17 protein-coding genes are annotated in these 20,724 nt (G+C 36.8%); 7 read left to right on the forward strand and 10 right to left on the reverse strand.

The features are described from left to right. Positions 1–13: 13 nt before the first annotated feature. The gene (locus ACQ76T_RS07905; RefSeq protein ID WP_431342767.1) at positions 14–1,693 is read right to left on the reverse strand and encodes an Ig-like domain-containing protein; all 1,680 of its coding nucleotides are present in this window, start codon (positions 1,691–1,693) and stop codon (positions 14–16) included. Positions 1,694–1,883: 190 nt separating this feature from the next. On the opposite strand from ACQ76T_RS07905, the gene ACQ76T_RS07910 reads away from it, so the two are divergent. After that, complete coding sequence (locus tag ACQ76T_RS07910) at positions 1,884–3,245, forward strand: aldehyde dehydrogenase (protein WP_431342768.1); 1,362 nt, start codon at positions 1,884–1,886, stop codon at positions 3,243–3,245. Between the two features lie 70 nt (positions 3,246–3,315). After that, positions 3,316–3,507, forward strand: a complete 192-nt coding sequence (locus ACQ76T_RS07915; RefSeq protein WP_431342769.1) for a bacteriocin-like protein — start codon at positions 3,316–3,318, stop codon at positions 3,505–3,507. A 49-nt stretch (positions 3,508–3,556) separates the two neighbouring features. Here the strand turns inward: ACQ76T_RS07915 and ACQ76T_RS07920 are convergent, their stop codons facing one another. Then, positions 3,557–4,120: a thioredoxin family protein gene (locus tag ACQ76T_RS07920; protein ID WP_431342770.1), complete on the reverse strand. Its 564-nt coding sequence runs from the start codon at positions 4,118–4,120 to the stop codon at positions 3,557–3,559. Positions 4,121–4,201: 81 nt separating this feature from the next. Here ACQ76T_RS07920 and ACQ76T_RS07925 point away from each other — a divergent pair, with 81 nt between their 5' ends. The 3 genes from ACQ76T_RS07925 (at position 4,202) to ACQ76T_RS07935 (ending at position 6,789) form a co-directional block, all read left to right on the forward strand. Beyond that, on the forward strand, positions 4,202–5,086 hold the full coding sequence (locus ACQ76T_RS07925; RefSeq protein ID WP_431342771.1) for a lysophospholipid acyltransferase family protein: 885 nt from the start codon (positions 4,202–4,204) through the stop codon (positions 5,084–5,086). Positions 5,087–5,092: 6 nt separating this feature from the next. Then, positions 5,093–6,073, forward strand: a complete 981-nt coding sequence (locus ACQ76T_RS07930) for a glycosyltransferase family 2 protein (protein ID WP_431342772.1) — start codon at positions 5,093–5,095, stop codon at positions 6,071–6,073. 161 nt (positions 6,074–6,234) lie between these two features. Further along, positions 6,235–6,789, forward strand: coding sequence for a 3'-5' exonuclease (locus tag ACQ76T_RS07935; protein WP_431342773.1), 555 nt, complete (start codon positions 6,235–6,237; stop codon positions 6,787–6,789). 107 nt (positions 6,790–6,896) lie between these two features. On the opposite strand, the gene apaG is transcribed toward ACQ76T_RS07935, so the two are convergent. The 8 genes from apaG to glgB form a co-directional block, all read right to left on the reverse strand. Then, on the reverse strand, positions 6,897–7,286 hold the full coding sequence (gene apaG, locus ACQ76T_RS07940; protein ID WP_422692566.1) for a Co2+/Mg2+ efflux protein ApaG: 390 nt from the start codon (positions 7,284–7,286) through the stop codon (positions 6,897–6,899). 79 nt (positions 7,287–7,365) lie between these two features. Further along, on the reverse strand, positions 7,366–8,619 hold the full coding sequence (gene odhB / locus ACQ76T_RS07945) for a 2-oxoglutarate dehydrogenase complex dihydrolipoyllysine-residue succinyltransferase (protein WP_431342774.1): 1,254 nt from the start codon (positions 8,617–8,619) through the stop codon (positions 7,366–7,368). Positions 8,620–8,658: 39 nt separating this feature from the next. Then, positions 8,659–11,472 (reverse strand): 2-oxoglutarate dehydrogenase E1 component, encoded by a 2,814-nt coding sequence (locus ACQ76T_RS07950; protein WP_431342775.1) that lies wholly within the window; start codon positions 11,470–11,472, stop codon positions 8,659–8,661. A 125-nt stretch (positions 11,473–11,597) separates the two neighbouring features. Further along, complete coding sequence (locus ACQ76T_RS07955) at positions 11,598–12,638, reverse strand: SRPBCC domain-containing protein (protein WP_422692569.1); 1,041 nt, start codon at positions 12,636–12,638, stop codon at positions 11,598–11,600. An 82-nt stretch (positions 12,639–12,720) separates the two neighbouring features. Further along, the gene (locus ACQ76T_RS07960; RefSeq protein WP_431342776.1) at positions 12,721–13,989 is read right to left on the reverse strand and encodes a glucose-1-phosphate adenylyltransferase; all 1,269 of its coding nucleotides are present in this window, start codon (positions 13,987–13,989) and stop codon (positions 12,721–12,723) included. A 16-nt stretch (positions 13,990–14,005) separates the two neighbouring features. After that, positions 14,006–14,572 (reverse strand): hypothetical protein, encoded by a 567-nt coding sequence (locus ACQ76T_RS07965; RefSeq protein WP_431342777.1) that lies wholly within the window; start codon positions 14,570–14,572, stop codon positions 14,006–14,008. A 4-nt stretch (positions 14,573–14,576) separates the two neighbouring features. After that, positions 14,577–15,983 (reverse strand): glycogen synthase, encoded by a 1,407-nt coding sequence (locus tag ACQ76T_RS07970; RefSeq protein ID WP_431342778.1) that lies wholly within the window; start codon positions 15,981–15,983, stop codon positions 14,577–14,579. Positions 15,984–15,986: 3 nt separating this feature from the next. Then, positions 15,987–17,933 (reverse strand): 1,4-alpha-glucan branching protein GlgB, encoded by a 1,947-nt coding sequence (gene glgB / locus ACQ76T_RS07975; protein ID WP_431342779.1) that lies wholly within the window; start codon positions 17,931–17,933, stop codon positions 15,987–15,989. Between the two features lie 198 nt (positions 17,934–18,131). Here glgB and ACQ76T_RS07980 point away from each other — a divergent pair, with 198 nt between their 5' ends. Continuing rightward, entirely contained in the window at positions 18,132–19,253 is a 1,122-nt protein-coding gene (locus tag ACQ76T_RS07980) for an alpha/beta hydrolase (RefSeq protein ID WP_431342780.1), read from the forward strand. 5 nt (positions 19,254–19,258) lie between these two features. Next, entirely contained in the window at positions 19,259–20,674 is a 1,416-nt protein-coding gene (locus ACQ76T_RS07985) for a M17 family metallopeptidase (protein WP_431342781.1), read from the forward strand. Positions 20,675–20,724: the final 50 nt, after the last annotated feature.

Genomic DNA, 20,724 nt, shown 5'->3' on the forward strand with positions numbered 1-20,724 from the left:
CTTTCAGTATAAATTAATCCGGACACGTTTGCGTATTGAAACACTTCCAACCCGTTGCTGTCCCATCAATATTCACTTGCAGACAGTTTTGTGTCGTATTATAGATCATCATTCCTTCCTTAAGATCTGCTGCCGGAATTCCTGCAACCTGAACATCAGTAAGCCTGTTGATCACAAAACCTTTCGTTTTGGATTCCACTACAGCCCATGCTCCTTTACGTACTCCCGGCCAGTTATTAGCTCCATTTTGAGCCCTTCCTAATGAGGTAATTCCAAAATCCGAAGAAAGTACCGTTCCTGAAGTAACAGCGGGTTTATAGCAAGGAACTGCTCCCTGAATCGTAACGGTTACTGTTGCCGTATCACAATTGGAAGGAGAAGCTGTCTGACAAATCTGATACACTAAAGTATAATTTCCCGGTGGCGTTCCTGGAGCCACTTGTATATGTCCGTCAGAAGTATTCAGTGTAATATTGGGGTTAGAAGTAGAAACCTGAGAGAGAATCACATTGGAAAGTGTAGCCTGTGGCCCGCCAAAGGTTTCAAAATCATTATCAAGAACGATTCCTGTGGAAGAACTTCCCGGCGCTATTGTGTAAGTATCATCTACAGCCATTGGAGGAAGATCTCCATTGATGGCAGCACAAAATCCAGGGTTGATTACCAGCGGAGCGCTACAAGTTCCTGTAGAAGCGCAATCATAAGTAACATTCGTCAGAAAAGTTGGGTTACTATTCATAAAAACTGTTCCTGCATCAGAAGCTCCCGAGGCTCTTCTTAAATCCAGGTTAGGGCCAATCGCCACATTACCTACCTGAATAGGGTTTTGCAATACAACATACCCTTTCTTGCTGGAAGAAGAAGGTCCCTGAATAGCTGCATTTCCACCCTGAAACTGGTTAATCGCCAGTTCTCCTTCATTATAAATTACAGCATCCGAAGGGGCATTATTCATATTCCCTGTAGACGTAAAAAGTCCATAATTATAAATCTCGCTGGTATTTCCTGAAAGATTGATATCGCCTCCCACTGTAAAGAAACCTGTATTGATAATTTTACCTCCATTGATATTAAATCCGCTCCCCGATACGATCGTTCCACAGTTTACATATACACTCTGCTCACTATTGGTGTAATTTCCAGTAATGGAAATAAGTCCTCCTCCTTCATTTTTAAATAAAGTAACCGCAGAACTGCTCATATTCAAATTTCCATTAATATTGAGGTTTCCGAAGTTATCAACTGTATTATTCGTATTATCTCCAAATTGTAAAACACCTACTTCAATAAGTCCTTCATTCACAATTTTATTCACCTGCCCATCAATTGTAATATTACCGTTACCACCTCCTACTGTTATATTTCCGGTATTGTAAACATGAATATCAAGATCCGCGACACTGGTTGTCGCCTGATTAAAATTAAGAGTCCCATGCACTTCAAAAAAGACCGGAGCATTATTCACCCCTCCTACATTATTCTGAAACTCAAGTGTAGCGCCAGAGGCAATACAAATTTTACTGTTCGACCCAAAAGTAGGATTATTAAGGACCGTGTTGGTTGTAAAACAAACCGTTGTATTGTCCGGAAAATGATAATTGGGATCTGTGGGATTTGTTACACCGCAATTCGTACATTGCGCATAGCTGAAATAGCAAAAGAATAAAGGAAATAAAGAAAGAAATTTTCTCATTCTCAAAAATTTTATACTATTAAAATTACAATATTTTTATCACCAAACAATGAATTTTACAATATTTTTCATCTTATTAATATACCACAACTTTATTGCCCTATAATTGATGCAATTGCATAGTTATTGTTAATAATTTTTTTAATACCAATATATTCTGAATATCAACGTTTAATACAAAATCTCATCTATGGAAATTGAAAGAATTGTACAGAGCCAGAAAGATTTCTTCAAAACCCAGCAAACCAAAAGCCTTACATTTCGTAAAATGTATCTTGAAAAGCTGAGAAATCTGATCATTGATCATGAGAACAAACTTTATGAAGCTATTCATAAAGATTTTGGAAAATCAAAGTTTGATACGCTTACAACAGAACTCTCTTTCGTTCTTCATGATATTGATTATTATTTAAAAAACTTAAAATCACTTTCAAAACCTAGAAAAGTTAGAACCAATCTTGTTAATTTGCCTGGGAAAAGCAGAATCTATCCAGAACCATTGGGTTGCACTCTGGTTATTGGAGCATGGAATTACCCTTATCAACTATCCCTGTCTCCTCTTATTGCGGCTATCGCTGCCGGAAACTGCTGCATTCTGAAACCCAGTGAAATTGCGGGGCATACAATGAAGGCCATGTCGGAAATGATCAACAGTCATTTTCCATCCGACTATGTTTATGTATATGAAGGCGGTATTGATGAGACCACAGAAATTTTAAAACTAAGATTTGATAAAATATTCTTCACCGGAAGTACAAAAGTTGGGAAAATTGTCTATAAAGCAGCAGCAGAACACCTCACTCCCGTAGTTCTTGAGCTGGGCGGAAAATCTCCGGCTATCGTCACCAAAGATGCCAATCTTGAGGTTGCAGCCAGGAGAATTGTATGGGGAAAATTTCTCAACGCCGGACAAACCTGTGTCGCTCCCGATTATTTACTGGTAGAAGAAACTGTACAGGAACAATTTCTGGAAATGCTCAGAAAATATATTCAGAATTTCAAATACGATCAGGATTCTGAACAATACACAAGAATCATCAACCAAAGAAATTTCCATCGTTTGACACAACGTATTGACACGGAAAAGATATATTTTGGAGGCAACAGTAATGAGGAAAAATTATATATAGAACCTACCATTCTTCACCATGTGGATTGGCAGGATTCTATTATGCAGGAGGAAATTTTTGGACCTATTCTCCCTGTTATCAGCTTTACAAATTATAATATCGCTTTAAATGCAGTTTTGGAACACGAAAAACCTCTTGCTGCCTATCTATTCACGAACAATTCCGAAGAAAAAGAAGCTTTCACCCAAAAACTTTCTTTTGGCGGCGGATGCATCAATGATACTATCATGCACTTAGGAAATGATAATCTTCCATTTGGCGGAGTTGGACACTCCGGAATGGGAAACTACCATGGTAAATATGGTTTTGAAGCTTTTTCGCACCTGAAACCAATTCACGAAAAAGCAACGTGGGGTGAACCTAACATTAAATATCCACCTTATTCTGAAAAAAAATTAAACTGGATTAAGAAGCTTATGTAATTAATCCCGAAATGGAGAATTTTAAAATTTATTTTGTAGTATTACAATTATTAATACAAAAAATTACATTATGAAAAATTTTAAAAAGTTATCTCGTGAAAATTTAAAATCAATTTCTGGAGGAAAATCTTGTACATCTTCTTGTTCTGATGGAGGTATAGTTTTTATAAGCTCTTGTTCTTCATGCATTCAATATTCTGGTGGAGCTGCATGTTATGATGCTAACGCAAAAGGAGGTATACGTGTTGAAAATTGTACATAATATTGTAAAAATAAGACCTTTCTTTATTTGGAAAGGTCCTATTTTTTAATCATATTTTTCCTTTTTGTAAGAATTCCTTTACTTTTTCTTTACTATATCCTTTCCCATCTTCTAAAATCTCACTTTGTTGAACATGGATCTTTTTACCATCTTTATCTAAAATAATAAAGAAAGGATAAGATTGCTGTTCTTTAACATTGATATATTGAGCAAAAACTTTCTCGTTTTTATTCTCAGGAGAAAAGTTCAGATGATAATATAAATAGTTTTTGTCTACAATTTCCTTCAATTCTGGGGTAGATTGTACAAAGTTATTAAAACGAAGACACCATATACACCAGTTTCCACCAGCCTGAATAATAATATTCTTGCCTTCCTTCTTTGCTTGGGCTACCAATTTATTGATATCTGCCTGAGCATCAGCTTTCGGATTATAAGGCTTAGGAAGCTTAGCTTTTTCCTCAGCAGCCTTTTTCTTTGCATCCAGCTCTGTCTGGTTAGTTGGTACTATTAAAGCTGTTTTCTTCTTTCCATTATCTGGCGCGTTCTTCACATTCTGAGAAAAAGCAAATGTACCTAGTCCCAGTAAAGCTAATATTGTCAATTTTTTCATAACATAAAAGTAAAAAAAATAATATATATCCCCCTGCAAAAATAGAACCATAATTTTATTATCACTAAATTTGCGTGTTTTATGAATTTCCTAATCAAAATATTATATCTGATCTCCAAGCTTCCGCTTAAAATATTGTATATTTTTTCGGATGTTATCTTCTTTCTGAACTACTATATTGTAGGATACAGAAAAGAGGTCATCACCCAAAACCTAAAAAACTCATTTCCAGACAAGTCGGAAGAAGAAATAAAAGAGATCAGAAAAAAATTCTATCTCAATTTTTCGGATTATCTGCTAGAAACCATCAAATCTTTCAGCATTTCTGAGAAGGAATCCAGAGTCAGGATGCAGCACATCAATCAGCATTTGTTTCACGAAGCCAAAGCAGAAGGTAAAAACATTATCTTACTTGCAGGACACGTTTTCAATTGGGAATGGATCAATGCCCTGGCTACAATTATACCTCAGGCACACTGCCACCCTGTATATAGAAAGGTAAATAATGATTTTTGGGAGAACCAGATGAAGAAAGTCCGAAATAAATTTGGAAATGAAGCTCTGGAAGCGAATGAAGTTATTTTAAATATTTTCAGATCTAAAAATAACGGCGATTCGGCTTATATGTTTGTGGCCGATCAGACTCCTCACTTTGCCCACGTCACGTACGGATTAGAGTTTTTGAACCAAAGAACTCCTGCTTTTATAGGATATGATAAGCTGGCGACAAGAATGGACCTTGTTTTCATCTATTGCGAAATGAAAAAGGTAAAAAGAGGGTATTATCAGGTCAATTATCACAGAATATATCCTGACGGTGAAAAGTTTGTAGAAAATGAAGTGGTAAGAAAGTTTCATAAGCTTCTGGAAAATACTCTACACAAACATCCGGACAACTACCTTTGGTCTCACAGAAAATGGAAGTACCAAAATTCTATCAAAAATTTTGATTCTGAAAAAAAATAGTTTTACATGCAGAAAAAACTGGCTGTCGCCATCTTAAACTGGAATGGGAAAAACTGGCTTGAAAAATTTCTTCCAAGTGTAGTTCAGTTTTCTCAGAATGCAGATATTTATGTCATAGACAATCTTTCTACCGATGATTCTGTAGCATTTATAGACAAAAACTTTCCCACGGTAAAAGTCATTAAAAACGATAAAAACTATGGATTTGCAGGAGGTTATAATGAAGGGTTAAAAAGCATAAATAATGAATATTACTGTCTTCTTAATTCTGATGTAGAAGTTACTGAAAACTGGATAGATCCTGTGATAGAGTTATTCGAAAAAAATAAAGATATTGTTGCCGTACAACCCAAAATCTTATCTTACGACCGGAAGAACTATTTTGAATTTGCAGGAGCAGCCGGTGGCTTGATTGATAATCTCGGATACCCTTACTGCCGTGGAAGAATTTTTGATGATCTGGAAGAAGATAAAGGGCAATATAATGATGAAACAGAAATATTCTGGGCATCAGGCTGCTGTTTTTTTATCCGTTCAAAAGATTTCAGGGAACAAAATGGTTTTGATGAACGTTTTTTTGCTCATCAGGAAGAAATTGATTTATGTTGGAGGCTGATCAATTCCGGAAAAAAGGTTTTCTATACCGGAAAATCGACAGTGTATCATGTAGGAGGCGGAACACTCAATAAACAGAGTGCACAGAAGACTTATTTAAACATCAGAAATAACCTTTCGATGATGCTTAAGAATCTTCCTTTCCCCCAACTGATCTGGCTGATCTTTTTCAGACTTTGCCTGGATGGGGTTGCAGGGATTTATTTCGGATTTAAAAACGGTTTCCCACACCTCTGGGCCGTAGTAAGAGCCCATTTCGGATTCTACGGACAACTTCCGGGAACATGGAAACGCCGTCAGAAAAATCAAAAAAAGGTTTTCTACCAATCTAAATGGTTAATATTTAAGCATTTTTTAGGAGGCAGGCAGTAGTCAGATAGCGGATAGTAGGTTGCAGGGATTAAGAAAAACGACAACTCTCTTTATTTATTATAGCCCAAGGCCTGTTAGAATAAATTTCATACTTCAATAAACCCTAGACTTAATCTGAAACAGTAAACCCAAGAACTCACAACAACTTATAATTTAAAACAATGGATTTCTGCGCAATAGATTTTGAAACGGCCACTCACGAGAAAAGTTCTGCGTGTGAGATGGGTATTTGTGTAGTACAGGATTCTAAAATTGTAGAAACAAAAACGTGGCTTATTAAACCTCCGAGTTTTCCTTATTTCAATAAGTTTAATATAGCTGTACATGGTATTCATCCTGAAGATGTGAAAGATGCACCCACTTTTGATGAAATATGGTATGAAGCTCAGGAAATGATGTACGGAAGCCTTATGATTGCCCACAATGCTGGTTTTGATGCTTCTGTATTGCGAGGATGTCTACAACATTATGGAATGTTTACACCCAATTTAAATTATTTGTGCAGTATTCAGCTGGCTAAAAAATCCTGGAATTATCTCCCAAAATATGGCTTAAAACCGCTTGCAGAATACCATCAGATAGAGTTCAATCATCACCGAGCCGGAGCCGATGCAGAAGTATGTGCCAAGATATCTTTGCTGGCATTTGAGAAACTCTTCCTCACCAGTAATGATGAAGTGCAGGAGTATATGAAAGCAAAAATCAAGAAGCTTTAATAGCACAGAATATTGAACCCGGGTTCTTTATTCTGTATCTATAATTTTATTCTCAATATTTTCCAAAATAAGTAATCGAAATCCTATATTTTTACTTTGTAGGAATATTAATTACTCAACACTTCAGACAGCAGGTTGAACTTCGGAATGTCTATTTCAAAAGTTTCCTGCGTTTCCATGTTTTTAACCAGGTATTTTCCGCTCATATTGCCAACGCCGGAGCGAAGCATTACATTAGAAAAGTAAGCGAAATTTTCATGGGTTCCTATTTCCGGGGTCAGGCCGATTACGCCATCACCAATAATCTCTGTATATCCAAATCCGACATCGAAGATTAACCATTTTCTTTTCAATACTTTTATAGGAAAGCTTCCGTCATTTTCTATAGTAATATTGTATTTAAAAACATAACGGTTTTCGGAAGGATAACTGTTTTTACTATCATATTCAGGTATAACTGAAACTTTGATATTGGAAGTCATTTTTGAAAACATCATTGTAGTATTTTCTTAATAGATACAAAAATCTCGCCTTTTTGAGGCGAGATTATATAATTATATTATAAATTTATTAAAATTATAATCCAAGGCCTTTTCTTTCGTCACCACCCATTAATACTTCAACAGGGTTGTCGATACCTTCTTTTACCGCTACAAGGAATCCTACAGACTCTTTTCCGTCGATAATTCTGTGGTCATAAGACATTGCAACATACATCATTGGTCTGATTACTACCTGTCCGTCAACTGCAACTGGTCTCTGGATAATGTTGTGCATTCCTAAGATAGCAGATTGTGGAGGGTTGATGATTGGTGTAGATAGCATAGATCCGAAAGTACCACCGTTTGTAATAGTGAAAGTACCACCAGTCATTTCATCAACAGTAATTTTACCGTCTCTTACTTTTATAGCAAGATCTTTGATGTTTGCTTCAACTGAACTGAAAGACATGTTTTCTGCATTTCTCAATACAGGAACCATTAATCCTTTAGGACCAGACACAGCGATTGAAATATCGCAGAAGTCATAGTTTATTTTGAAGTCTCCGTCGATAGATGCATTTACATCCGGATACATTGCTAATGCTCTTGTAACCGCTTTTGTAAAGAAAGACATGAAACCAAGTCCTACTCCGTGCTTCTGAGCAAATTCTTCTTTATATTGTTTTCTTAATCTGAAGATTTCAGACATATCCACTTCGTTGAAAGTAGTTAACATCGCAGTTTCGTTCTTTACAGAAACCAATCTTTGAGCGATTTTTCTTCTTAAAACTGAAAGTTTTGTTGTTGTTGTAGATCTTGAACCTGTTGCAGTAAGAGGGCTTCCACCTAGAGCAGGAACGGCAGCTAATTCAGCATCAGTTTTAGTGATTCTACCGTCTCTTCCTGTACCAGAAACCTGTCCTGCATCCATCCCTTTCTCGTCAAGGATTTTCTTAGCAGCCGGAGATGGAGCTCCTGTAGCGTAAGTTTGCGGAGCAGCAACCGGAGCCGCTGGTTTTGGAGCTTCCTGTTTTACTGGCTCAGCAGCTTTTGGAGCTTCTTCTTGTTTTGGAGCCTCAGCAGCAGGTGCAGCACCTTCTGGTTTTGCAGCATCCATATCAATTAAACAAACTACCTGACCTACTTGTACTACATCACCTTCTTCCGCTTTTAAAGTGATAATACCACTTTGTTCTGCTGGCAATTCAAGCGTTGCTTTATCTGAATCTACTTCAGCGATAGGTTGATCTTTTTCTACATAATCACCATCTTTTACAAGCCAAGTTGCGATTTCAACTTCTGTGATTGATTCGCCCGGTGAAGGAACTTTCATTTCTAAAACTGACATATCGAGTATTTTTTATTTTTTAACTGATTATTATTTAAATTAAGCTGTAACAGGTCTTTTTGCCGGAGCATCATCTCTGTCGAAAACTCTGTTGATTACTGCGTTCTGATTTTTTTCGAACATTTTATGGCTACCTGGAGCTGGAGCACCGCTTGGTACCGGAGCAACAACCTGAATTCCTGTATCTCTGAAGTTTCTTAGGATATAAGACCAAGCTCCCATGTTTTCAGGTTCTTCTTGAGCCCATACCAATTGTTTTTTGTTCTCATATTTGTTGAAGATCGCTTCAATAGCATCTGTCTGAAGCGGATACAACTGCTCGAATCTTACTAAAGCAATGTTTTCACAGTTTAATTCTTCTTTCTTCGCTAATAATTCGAAGTACAGTTTACCTGAACAAAGAACTAATTTTTCAACTTTTTTAGGATCTGCAGTAGGATCGTCTAAGATTGGCTGGAATGAACCTGTTGCAAAATCTTCAAGCGGAGAAACCACTTTAGGGTGTCTCAATAAAGATTTAGGGCTCATTACGATCAATGGTTTTCTGAATGCCCATTTCAACTGTCTTCTTAATAAGTGGAAATAGTTGGCTGGCGAAGTAATGTTCGCTACCACCATATTTTCATTCGCACAAAGAGTAAGGAATCTTTCCAGTCTTGCTGAAGAGTGCTCTGCTCCCTGTCCTTCTGAACCGTGAGGCAACAACATTACCAATCCGTTCTGGATTTTCCATTTTTCTTCTGCAGCCGCTAAATACTGGTCTACAATGATCTGAGCTCCGTTCACGAAATCTCCGAACTGAGCTTCCCAGATTGTTAATGTATTGGGAGAAGACATTGCGTATCCATAGTCGAAACCTAGAACACCATATTCTGAAAGGTGAGAGTTGAATACATCAAATCTGCTTTCTGATACATGTCTTAATGGGATATATTCTTCTTCTGTATCTTCTGTTTTTACCACAGCATGTCTGTGAGAGAAAGTTCCTCTTTCTACATCTTCCCCAGAGATTCTTACGTTGTGACCTTCTACAAGCAATGTAGCATAAGCCAACCACTCACCTAACGCCCAGTCTAATGAATTTCCTTCAATAGCTTTGATACGGTTTTCGAAAAGTCTTGTAATCTTGTTGATGAATTTTTTATCTGCAGGAAGCGTTGACATTTTAAGTGCTAACTCTTTCAACTTAGCAGTATCATATTTTGTATCAACAGGTAACTGAACAGCACCTCTTTTTCCAATCGGATAGTTGGTCCAGTCTTCAGACATGAACAGATCCATCACGTTTTTCTCAATTTCTTTAGAAGCATCAAAGTCTTTATCAAGAAGAGCTTTGAATTCTGTTTCCATTTTTGCAATTACATCATTGGAAGTAACGCTGTCCTTAAGCAATTTATCTTTATAAATTTCTCTTGGATTTTGGTGCTTAGAAATCGCTTTGTAAAGGTTTGGCTGAGTGAATCTTGGCTCATCACCTTCGTTGTGACCGTATTTTCTATATCCTAAAAGGTCGATATAAACATCTTTTCCGAATTTCGCTCTGAAATCAGCAGCAAAGTGGATCGCATGAACTACTGCTTCAGCATCGTCAGCATTTACGTGCATTACAGGAGATTCTGTAACTTTTGCGATATCTGTACAGTATGTTGATGACCTTGCATCCATATAGTTGGTTGTAAATGAAACCTGGTTGTTTACAACGATATGAACGGTACCTCCTGTTCTGTATCCTTCCAAAGTCATCATCTGAGCAACTTCGTAAGCAATACCCTGTCCTGCTATAGCTCCATCACCGTGAATGATGATTGGCAATACTTTAGAGTAATCTTTGTATTTATCGTCTACTTTTGCACGGCAAATTCCTTCTACAAGGGCTGCTACGGTTTCAAGGTGAGAGGGGTTTGGAGTAAGGTTAATGCAAACTTCTTCTCCTGAAGCTGTTTTGATTTTTTTAGATGATCCTAAGTGATATTTAACATCTCCTGAGAATACATCTTCTTCGAATTCTTTCCCTTCAAATTCTGAGAAGATCTGTTTGTAAGATTTTCCGAAAATATTGGTAAGAACATTCAGTCTTCCTCTGTGAGCCATTCCTAATACAACTTCATCTACTCCTAACTGAGAAGATCTAGAGATCAACTGATCTAAAGCTGGAATTAATGTTTCACCTCCTTCTAATGAGAATCTCTTCTGTCCTACAAATTTTGTATGAAGGTAGTTTTCAAAAGCAACTGCCTGGTTTAATTTTAATAAAATTTCTGTCTTTTCGTTGGCAGAAAGACTTGGATGGTTTTCGTTTACCTGAAGCCATCTTTTGATGAAATCTTTTTCTTCAACGTTGTTGATGTGCATATATTCTACCCCGATAGAATCGCAGTAGATATTTTCAAGGTGCGTGATTAAGTCTGCTAATGTAGCAGGCTCTTTCATTCCTGTTTCTACAGCACAGTTGAATTTTGTATTTAAATCTTCTTTAGAAAGACCGAAATTTTCGATATCTAAAGTAGGTGTATAGTGTCTTCTTTCTCTGATTGGGTTTGTTTTTGTAAACAGGTGCCCTCTTGTTCTGTAAGCCTCGATAAGGTTTACTACCTTAAATTCTTTCTTGATGTGCTCAGGAACCTCCCCGTTAGTTACTGCCTGAGAGATCTGCTGTACTGCCGGAGCAGCGTTGGCCGGAGCCTGAATAAATTGAATGTTATCGTCATCTCCGTAGTTCTCCAAAGCAAAATCGAAGCCTTGAAAGAAAGCTTTCCATGATGGTTCTAGGGAGTCTGGGAATTTTAAGTACTGTTGGTATAAATCCTCAATTAACTGAGAATGAGCTGCGTTTAGGAATGAAAATCTGTCCATTATTACAGTTTATCTATTTATTAAAATTTATTTGTAGAATTAATCTTCAAATTTAATAAAAAAAACCGAGTTAGAACAGTCTGAAACCGTTAAAAAAACTTAAGAAAAAAATAATTAAAAAAAAATCACTTATACACTGACAATGAGAGCTTAACATTCACGTCCTGCCCTTCCATGGGACGCTCTATAAAGGTCTGACGTATATCTCCGAAGCGCATCTCGTCTTTTTTGGCTTTCTGAATCAGTTGCTGAATTGCCCGAATTCGGCCCTCATAGCTTCCTTTGTAGTACATCACGTAATTTTGGGACGGATTTACGGACCTAAAACTGAAATTATTATCTGATACTCCAATTTTCTTGGAAAGTGGAATTCCGAGGAAGTAGGACACTTCTTTGTCTTTGTAATTATCGGCATCTGTCATCAGGATTGGATATCCAAATTCATCATCTCTTTTTCCTAAGTCCATCGTCACAAAGTTGTACACTTTGTTATAATTCATAACGATGTTTTTGTAAAGCGCATCTTTTTTATTGGAAGTACTCACATTGATTCCCAGCAGAAGCTTGTCTTCTTCATTTTCAACCATCAGACTGTCATACTTAATGGCGGCCATCTGATTGTCTTTTTCAACTTTATTACCAAGGGAATTTTTAAGATTAACCATACTTTTGTTGATATTTTCAGCAAAACGGTCTTCGGTCCAGAAATTTTCCACTCTCTTCCAAACGGCAAGTTTTGGGGTATGTACGTACCAGATAATTTTGGTTTTTTCTGCGGAAACAGGTTTAAATTTCACATCAACCAGAGTCGGATTTTCATTTTCGTCCTCGAAAAGCTGATATTTTAGGGTTTTATTCAGGTTTTCGTACCGGATAAACATTTCTCCATCGGTATCATTTTTAGGATCTACATAGCTGATGGAACTCCCCTGTCCTTCATAAGGCGTATAATAGTCGATGTCTATAGACGGAGAGCTGGTAAAGAAATTATTCCATCTTGTAAAATTCTGAAGGTTATTGAACTGAGCAAACACTTTATCTACGGGATAATCGATCTCTTTTTCAATGGTAAAGTTTTTACTTTCATCTACAAAATAATACATGGAAGCAGCATAAGCTCCACCCAGCAGTATTATAATTACCGTTAATATTTTAAAAATACGCATCGCACAAAAATAATACAAATAAAAAGAGTGAACAATATGCTGATCACTCTAGTTGTATGTTTAACAATAATTAACCAAGTTTCTATCCTATATGTGTTCCAGGGGCGATAACAGCACCTTTTTTCACGACTACAATTCCATCCTGCACCGAGTAGGTTCCGTAATCTCCGTCCGGGATATGTTTTCCGCCGATAATCTTTACATTATCTCCAATGTAACAGTTTTTATCCAAAATCGCTTTTTCTATGTAACAGTATTTCCCAATCCCCATATTAGGACGGCCTCCTCTGTCGTTTATTACTATTTCAGTAGTATTTTGATAGAAATCTGCTCCCATAACATACGAGTTGACAATGGTACTTCCTTTATCTATTCTGGTTCTGTTTCCGATCACCGAATTTTCTATTTTATCGGCCATAATGATACATCCGTCACCAAATACAGCTTTACTGACATAAGAGCCATTAATTTTTGATGGTGGAAGCATCCTTGCTCTTGTATAAATGGGAGAAGAAGAAAAAAGGTTGAATTGCGGGAGATCCAGGCACAGATCCAGATTGGCTTCGTAGAAAGATTCTATGGTACCGATATCCGTCCAATATCCTTCATACTGATAGCTGAGTGTTTTGTATTTCCCGATGGAATTTGGAATAATATCTTTTCCGAAATCGTCACCCGCCCCTTCATCGAACATCTTTTTAAGGATGGTTTTGGTAAAGATGTAGATTCCCATAGAAGCCAGATATTCTTTTTCCTTATGCTTATTCTCTTCAGAAACCTCGGATTTAAGACCTTCCAGCATGTCATAGTCTGGTTTTTCATAGAAAGAAGTTATATTTCCTTCATCATCTGATTTTAAGATACCAAATCCTGTTGCATCTTTGGCATTTACAGGGATCGTTGCAATGGTAAGGTCTCCTCCATTTTCGATATGAAAGTCTAACATTTCGCCAAAATCCATCTGATAAAGCTGATCACCAGAAAGAATTAAGATATAATCATAATCGTATTTTTCAAGATGTTTCATAGACTGGCGTACAGCATCCGCTGTTCCTTGGTACCAGCTTTCATTTTCTACATTCTGCTCAGCGGCCAAAATATCCACAAACCCTTTACTGAAGATATCAAAATGGTAAGAATTCTTGATATGTGAATTTAAAGAAGCTGAATTGAACTGTGTTAAAACCAAAATTTTATTCAGTCCTGAATTCAGACAATTTGAGATAGGGATGTCTACCAATCTGTATTTTCCTGCAATAGGTACAGCAGGTTTTGATCTTGTATACGTTAAAGGGAATAATCTTGTTCCTCTCCCTCCTCCCAATACAATTGAGATTACGTTTCTGTTCATAGATATATTGCGTTTTTTATTTTATTATGTTTACTTTTCTATTTTTGGTATCTACATGAAGTGTGCAGCAGTCTAATTTTTCACCCTTATGATTATACCCATATACAGCCACTTCATATACTTCTGAATTGTTGAGTAGCTTTATTTTTTTATCCACCCCGTCAATTTCTATATCGCATTTTTTAAGCTGCTCTCTGAAAGGTTTATTGATAATCATTACATCCATAATGTCTACTTGTTTCGTAGCTGCCTCGTCAATATCTTTTTCATATCTGACTTTCCAATCACTACCATATTTTTTTTCAATAGCATCATATGTTTTTTTATTCTTACGATCTATATCACTTATTAATTTCATATCGATAACGCAATCTGAAGCCGATTTATGTTTTATTTTCCATTTCTCAGAAATCATTTCCATAAGCTGCAGCCTATAGATATTAGGATAACCATAATGTAAAATAGTGTAATAGGAACCATTCCAGGAAACTTCATTTCCCTGCAAATAACCTATTGTACTATTATTTTTTGTTGCACAGGAAACAATACTTGCTACAGAGATCAAAAAAATAACATTCTTCATTCTATCAGCTATTGTATAAAGCTATGTATTTTTCTGCAGATTTCTCCCAGGCAAAATCAAAATTCATGTTCGCATGAATAAGATCTTCCATCATTCCTTTTTGATGGTAAATTCCAATTGCTCTGTTCATGGCATGAACAATATCATCTACCCCTGGATATGTAAAGTTTAATCCGGCTCCACCAGTTGAAATATCTTCTACAGTATCTCTAAGCCCTCCGGTATATCTCACAACAGGAACCGTACCATATCTCATGGAATACATCTGATTCAAACCACAGGGCTCTACTCTCGACGGCATCAGTAAAAAGTCTGCCGAAGCATAGATCTTATGAGAAAGATGTTCTTTGTATCCTAAATCCAATGCGAAATTGGTGTAGGTATAATCGTATTCTTTCAGCTTATTTTCAATATAAGCATTTCCTGAACCGAGAATCATAATATTTAAGGCACCATAACTTTGCTTAATACTTTTCCAGACTACATCAGGAAGGAGATCGGCTCCTTTTTCCGTAGCAAACCTGCCAATGAATGCAAACAAGGGAAGTTCAGGCTTTAAACCATATTCTTTACACAGTTTTTCTTTATTCTTTTTCTTTTGAGCTACAGCATTATCAATGGTAAAATTAAAATCAAGCATCGGATCGGTTACAGGATCCCATACTTCTGTATCAATTCCGTTGATAATCCCGTACGCTTTTCCGAATTCCTGCCTTACCAGACTTTCCAATCCTCTGAAACTTACAAAAAGTTCTTCAAGGTATCCTTCTGAAACAGTGGTAAAGGCATTGGCGCATTTAATCATGCTCGCTAATGGATTCATAAAACCGTTCCAATCCAGCAATCCCCATTTATAGGAATCAAAAGAAGGCATATAATGTGCCATACTCCAGCTCATCATTCCCTGATATTCTCCGTTGTGAATGGTTCCAATGGTTTTAACTCCCTGAAGAAATCCAAATTCCGGGCAATGTCTAACCATAAAAGGAACCAAGCCTGTATGATAATCGTGGCAGTGTAATACATCGGGTCTTATTTCCATGGCGCAAAGCCAATGTAAAACTCCATGCTGAAAGGCAAGAAACTGAAAGCTTTCATCCTGATATCCGTAAGGGTTATCTCTATCCAGCAATCCGGGAATTCTCACCATGTATAATTCAAATCCCAACACATCTGATTTTTCTTTCATCACCTGAACCTGCAGCATGTTGGGTCCCTGATGGATAAACCCGTCAAAAACCACATCAAATTCATGGTCAAAAACGAATGGTTTGTTGTACCAGGGCATTACAACCTTGGCTTCTATTCCTTTTATTTTATTCTGATATTTGGGTAATGCTCCCACTACATCTGCAAGTCCTCCTACTTTTGCTACGGGGTAACATTCTGTGCTTAAATGATAAATAACCATCCTTTATCTTTTATGTTTAATTCTGTGTAATTTATACTTTTTATCTTTTCTCTGTCTTAAAATAATCCCTGCCAATGGGGGCAGAGTAAGAAGCATGGTCTTCTGATGTCCTCTCCATTCTTCATATTTCTCTTCTATTACTTCAGACTCCACCCCGCTTCCGCTGTATTGATCATCATCGGAGTTTAAAATAACTTCCCAATGCGTTCCGGTAGGAATACCTACTTTATATTCAAATGTTTTTGGAGAAAGATTCAGAATAACCATAAGAATATCTTCTCTTCTTTTTCCCTTTCTGAGGTATACATAGACTGAGTTTTCAAGATCGTCAGCTTCCACCCATTCAAACCCGCTTTTATCAAACTGGTTTTCATAGAGACCTGTTTCTTCTCGATACATATGATTAAGGTCTTTCACAAGTTCCTGAAGTCCTTTATGAACCGGATATTTCAGCAAATGCCAATCCAGACTCCGGGTAAAGTTCCACTCACTGGTCTGCCCGAATTCATCTCCCATAAAGAGCAGCTTTGCTCCTGGATGAGTGTACATATAAACATATAAGGTACGCAAATTGGCAAACTTCTGCCATTCATCTCCTTTCATTTTATAGATAAGGCTTGCTTTTCCATGCACTACTTCATCATGCGATAAAGGCATCATATAATTTTCATTATACATATACATAGAAGCAAAGGTAAGTTTGTGATGATGGTATTTTCTGTTGGAAAAATCTTCTTTAAAATAATTCAGGGTATCATGCATCCATCCCATCATCCATTTCATTCCGAAACCAACTCCTCCATCGTGAACAGGCTTAGTAAGCATAGGAAAGTCTGAGCTTTCTTCTGCAATTGTCATGATACTGTTTCCAAATTCCTTGTAAACTGCGGTATTAAATTCCTGAAGAAAAGCTTTAGCTTCCAGATTTACATTTTCACCATAGATATTTGGTTCCCATTCTCCTTCTTTTCTTGAATAATCCAGGTGAAGCATTGAGGTTACAGCATCTACCCGTAATCCGTCAGCATGGTAGCGGTCCAGCCAGAACATGGCATTGGAGATCAAAAAAGACTTTACTTCATTTCTTCCGTAATTGAAAATATATGACTTCCAATCAGGATGAAATCCTTTTCTGGGATCTTCATGTTCGTATAAATAGGAACCGTCAAAACGGTGAAGGCCATTGGCGTCTCCGGGAAAATGAGAAGGAACCCAATCCAGAATGACTCCAATATTATTTTTATGAAGTTCATCAATCAGAAACATCAGATCCTGAGGAGATCCAAAGCGCGAGGTGGCAGCATAAAACCCTGTAATCTGATATCCCCAGCTTGGATCATACGGATATTCCATCACCGGCATAAATTCTACATGGGTAAAACCCATTTCCTGAACATACGGAACCAACTTTTTGGCGATATCCCGATAATTCAAATACTGATCCGGATCTTTTTCTTCTCTCACCCATGAGCCAAGATGTAATTCGTATACAGATATCGGGGCATCCAGGTTATTTTTCTTCCAGCGATTATTCATCCACTCTCTATCATTCCATTCATACCATGTTGTGGAAACCAAGGAAGCAGCCTGAATATTCTGTTCCCAGCTTAAAGCATAAGGATCGCTTTTTTCAAGGATTTCGCCTCTTGCTGTTTCAATGGCATATTTATACAGAGTTCCCCATTCTAATCCTTCAATAAACCCTTCCCAAATCCCCGATTCGTCCCATCTTGGGAATAAAATATGATCTTTGGGATTCCAGTTGTTGAAATCTCCTATTACAGAAACCTTCTTGGCATGAGGTGCCCATACTGAAAAATAAATTCCTTTTACCCCATCTTTTTCCGCGGAATGCGCTCCAAACTTACCATACAGCTTATAATGCCTACCTTCTTTAAAAAGATACACATCATGATCAGTGAAAAGCGTATAGGTTTTAACAGAATTCATCAAGATCAGATTATATTTATATTTTTTTTGAAACTACGAAAAATACTGATAACAGCGATGAATTATTCTTCAAATAATTGTCAAGTTAATTCTCCTTTTCGTATCTCTCTCAAATATATCATTTTTTACCCTAAAATTTTGTGATTTAAAAACAATCTTTTTTATAAATTTAACACATAATAATAGTAAACACATAGGATGATATTTGAACTTTATACAAAAGAAAAAGACAGCAGACCGGTATTTATTACCGGAAATTTTAATAATTGGAACCCAAAAGATTATCATTATCAACTTAAACAAAAAGATTCCTGTAATTATTTCATAGAGATCGAAAATGAAGTTCTTCCTAATCAAATAGAATATAAATTTTCAAAAGGAGGATGGGAAAATGTAGAACTGGACCAATATGGAAATATCACCCCCAACCGGAAAGTAAAAAAATCTGTAGGAAAAGCCTTTGATACAGTAGAAAAATGGAGACTGAACTGGGGACCTTTCAAAAAAGAATACTTCCCCATTGCCGAAGTTATTTCTGAAGAATTTTATATTCCTCAGCTTGACCGCTATCGCAAAATCTGGGCGGTGCTTCCGTATGATTATTATACTTCTGAAAAAAATTACCCGGTTCTTTACCTTCAGGACGCCCAAAACCTATTCAATGAAGGAAGTGGATTCGGAAACTGGGAAATAGACAAAAAACTTTCTATTCTCGCAGAATACGGACGTGGAGACATTATTGTAATTGCTATAGAACACGGAAGCGAAGACCGAATCAAAGAATATATTTTTGACAACGACAATATTGCCAACGGCTCTGAGGGAAAAAAATACATCCGCTTTATCACGGATACATTGAAACCTTTTGTAGATCAAAACTACCGTACGAAGAAAGATCGTGACAATACGGGTATTGGAGGCAGTTCATTAGGAGCATTAATCAGTATTTACAGCGGCTTTCTATATCCTGAAGTCTATTCGAAATTATTAATATTCTCTCCTTCTCTTTGGGTAGAACCGAACAATAACTTTCCGATGATGAACTTCAGAATTCCTTTTACAACAAAAATCTATTTATATGGTGGAGGCCAGGAAGGATCTAAAATGGTGAAAAGAATTCATATTTTTGAAGAATATCTGAAAAGATGGGAAAAGAAGAATCTTTTTGATTTTGAATTCAGGACCAATATTAATCCGGAAGGTACTCACAACGAATTTTACTGGTCGCAGGAGTTCCCCAGAGCTATTGAATGGCTGTTCTATGACAACACAGAAAATCCTATAGAAGTAAAACCCCAACAACAAAGCATTAAGAACTAAATTGTATGAAACTAATCAATAAAAAAAACAAAAACTACACCCAGGTCTTCCATATCTTCACTGAAGAAGAATGGGCCAAAACAAGCAAAAATTTCAATCAAAATATTTCCACTTTTTTCACGGGAAAGAAATATGAATTTTTTGTGAATGCCCACGAGGAAGGCATTACTTATTTCATTGGACTTGGTAACTCTACTTTACAAAATTTTGAAATCCAGCAAGTCGCTTTAAAGTTTTCCCAGACCCATAAAGAAAAGCTTCAGCCTGTCCCTACTTTGGCATTAGCAGACTTTATGAACGAAAAACAATTTGAAGAATTTGCCAAGGGTCTTTTAATAGGTACATACAACTATCCTTTCGAAAAGAAACACCCTTTTTGGAACACTAAATTCGAGCTTCATTTTGAAAATCTGAGTCAGAAGAAACTGGATCATATAGCCCAAAAAGCTGAAGCACTGAGCAATGGGCAAACAGTGTGTCAGGAATGGCTTAACAAACCTGCCAATTTTAAAAAGCCTGAAATATTTAGCACTTACCTTAAAAACCTGGCAAAAAAATATGATTTAAAATACACTGTTTTCAACAGAAAAAAATGTGAAGAACTTGGCTTGGGAGCTTATCTTGCGGTAAACCAAGGAAGTGCTTATGATGCTGCGTTTACAATTTTAGAATACAAAACATCAGTCAAAAACGCTAAAACCTATGGTTTGGTAGGTAAATGCGTTCTGTTCGACACAGGTGGTATATCCATAAAAAGCTCTGCCAATTTACATTATATGAAGTCTGACATGGGAGGTGCCACTGCAGTTTTAGGAACATTGATCTATGCCGCGGAAATGGAACTTCCGATTAATATCGTAGCCATCTTACCGATAACCGACAATGCGATTTCTGAAAAAGCGCTGCTTCCAAGCGATGTCATTACAGCATACAACGGAAAAACCATTGAAGTACTTGATACTGATGCAGAAGGCAGACTGATTTTGGCAGATTCACTCTCCTACCTTTCCAAAAACTATAAAACAGATTTACTTATTGATCTGGCCACATTAACAGGAAGTTCTGTAAGAATGTTCGGAGATACCTGCGCAGCGATGTTTTCCAATAATGAAGAGTTAAAAAACAACTTAATAAAAGCAGGCGATCACACCAACCAAAGGCTTTGGAATCTTCCTCTGTGGGACATCTGGAAAGATGACATTCAGTCCGATGTTGCCGACTTGAAAAACATATCTATGAAACCTGTAGGAGACTGTATTGTTGCTGCAAAATTCCTTGAGCAATTCATTGAAAATCATACCAAATGGGCCCATCTCGATATCGCCGGAGTAGCGTTTGGAAGTGTGGGATATGCGAAGGAAAAAGCTGCCACTGGTTTTGGCGTTCAACTGCTTGTGGATTTAATCGAAAATTATCATTAAAAATTAGTTTTTTAGAAAAATTCTCTGTATACTTGATTAGTGAATTTTCA

The sequence above is a fragment of the Chryseobacterium sp. JK1 genome, from assembly GCF_050632815.1.
Classification (GTDB): Bacteria; Bacteroidota; Bacteroidia; order Flavobacteriales; family Weeksellaceae; genus Chryseobacterium.

Bases quoted from the DNA above. Each gene is read 5' to 3' on its own strand.
- ACQ76T_RS07905 (WP_431342767.1), bottom strand. From the start codon at position 1,693: ATGAGAAAATTTCTTTCTTTATTTCCTTTATTCTTTTGCTATTTCAGC.
- ACQ76T_RS07910 (WP_431342768.1), top strand. From the start codon at position 1,884: ATGGAAATTGAAAGAATTGTACAGAGCCAGAAAGATTTCTTCAAAACC.
- ACQ76T_RS07915 (WP_431342769.1), top strand. From the start codon at position 3,316: ATGAAAAATTTTAAAAAGTTATCTCGTGAAAATTTAAAATCAATTTCT.
- ACQ76T_RS07920 (WP_431342770.1), bottom strand. From the start codon at position 4,120: ATGAAAAAATTGACAATATTAGCTTTACTGGGACTAGGTACATTTGCT.
- ACQ76T_RS07925 (WP_431342771.1), top strand. From the start codon at position 4,202: ATGAATTTCCTAATCAAAATATTATATCTGATCTCCAAGCTTCCGCTT.
- ACQ76T_RS07930 (WP_431342772.1), top strand. From the start codon at position 5,093: ATGCAGAAAAAACTGGCTGTCGCCATCTTAAACTGGAATGGGAAAAAC.
- ACQ76T_RS07935 (WP_431342773.1), top strand. From the start codon at position 6,235: ATGGATTTCTGCGCAATAGATTTTGAAACGGCCACTCACGAGAAAAGT.
- apaG (WP_422692566.1), bottom strand. From the start codon at position 7,286: ATGATGTTTTCAAAAATGACTTCCAATATCAAAGTTTCAGTTATACCT.
- odhB (WP_431342774.1), bottom strand. From the start codon at position 8,619: ATGTCAGTTTTAGAAATGAAAGTTCCTTCACCGGGCGAATCAATCACA.
- ACQ76T_RS07950 (WP_431342775.1), bottom strand. From the start codon at position 11,472: ATGGACAGATTTTCATTCCTAAACGCAGCTCATTCTCAGTTAATTGAG.
- ACQ76T_RS07955 (WP_422692569.1), bottom strand. From the start codon at position 12,638: ATGCGTATTTTTAAAATATTAACGGTAATTATAATACTGCTGGGTGGA.
- ACQ76T_RS07960 (WP_431342776.1), bottom strand. From the start codon at position 13,989: ATGAACAGAAACGTAATCTCAATTGTATTGGGAGGAGGGAGAGGAACA.
- ACQ76T_RS07965 (WP_431342777.1), bottom strand. From the start codon at position 14,572: ATGAAGAATGTTATTTTTTTGATCTCTGTAGCAAGTATTGTTTCCTGT.
- ACQ76T_RS07970 (WP_431342778.1), bottom strand. From the start codon at position 15,983: ATGGTTATTTATCATTTAAGCACAGAATGTTACCCCGTAGCAAAAGTA.
- glgB (WP_431342779.1), bottom strand. From the start codon at position 17,933: ATGAATTCTGTTAAAACCTATACGCTTTTCACTGATCATGATGTGTAT.
- ACQ76T_RS07980 (WP_431342780.1), top strand. From the start codon at position 18,132: ATGATATTTGAACTTTATACAAAAGAAAAAGACAGCAGACCGGTATTT.
- ACQ76T_RS07985 (WP_431342781.1), top strand. From the start codon at position 19,259: ATGAAACTAATCAATAAAAAAAACAAAAACTACACCCAGGTCTTCCAT.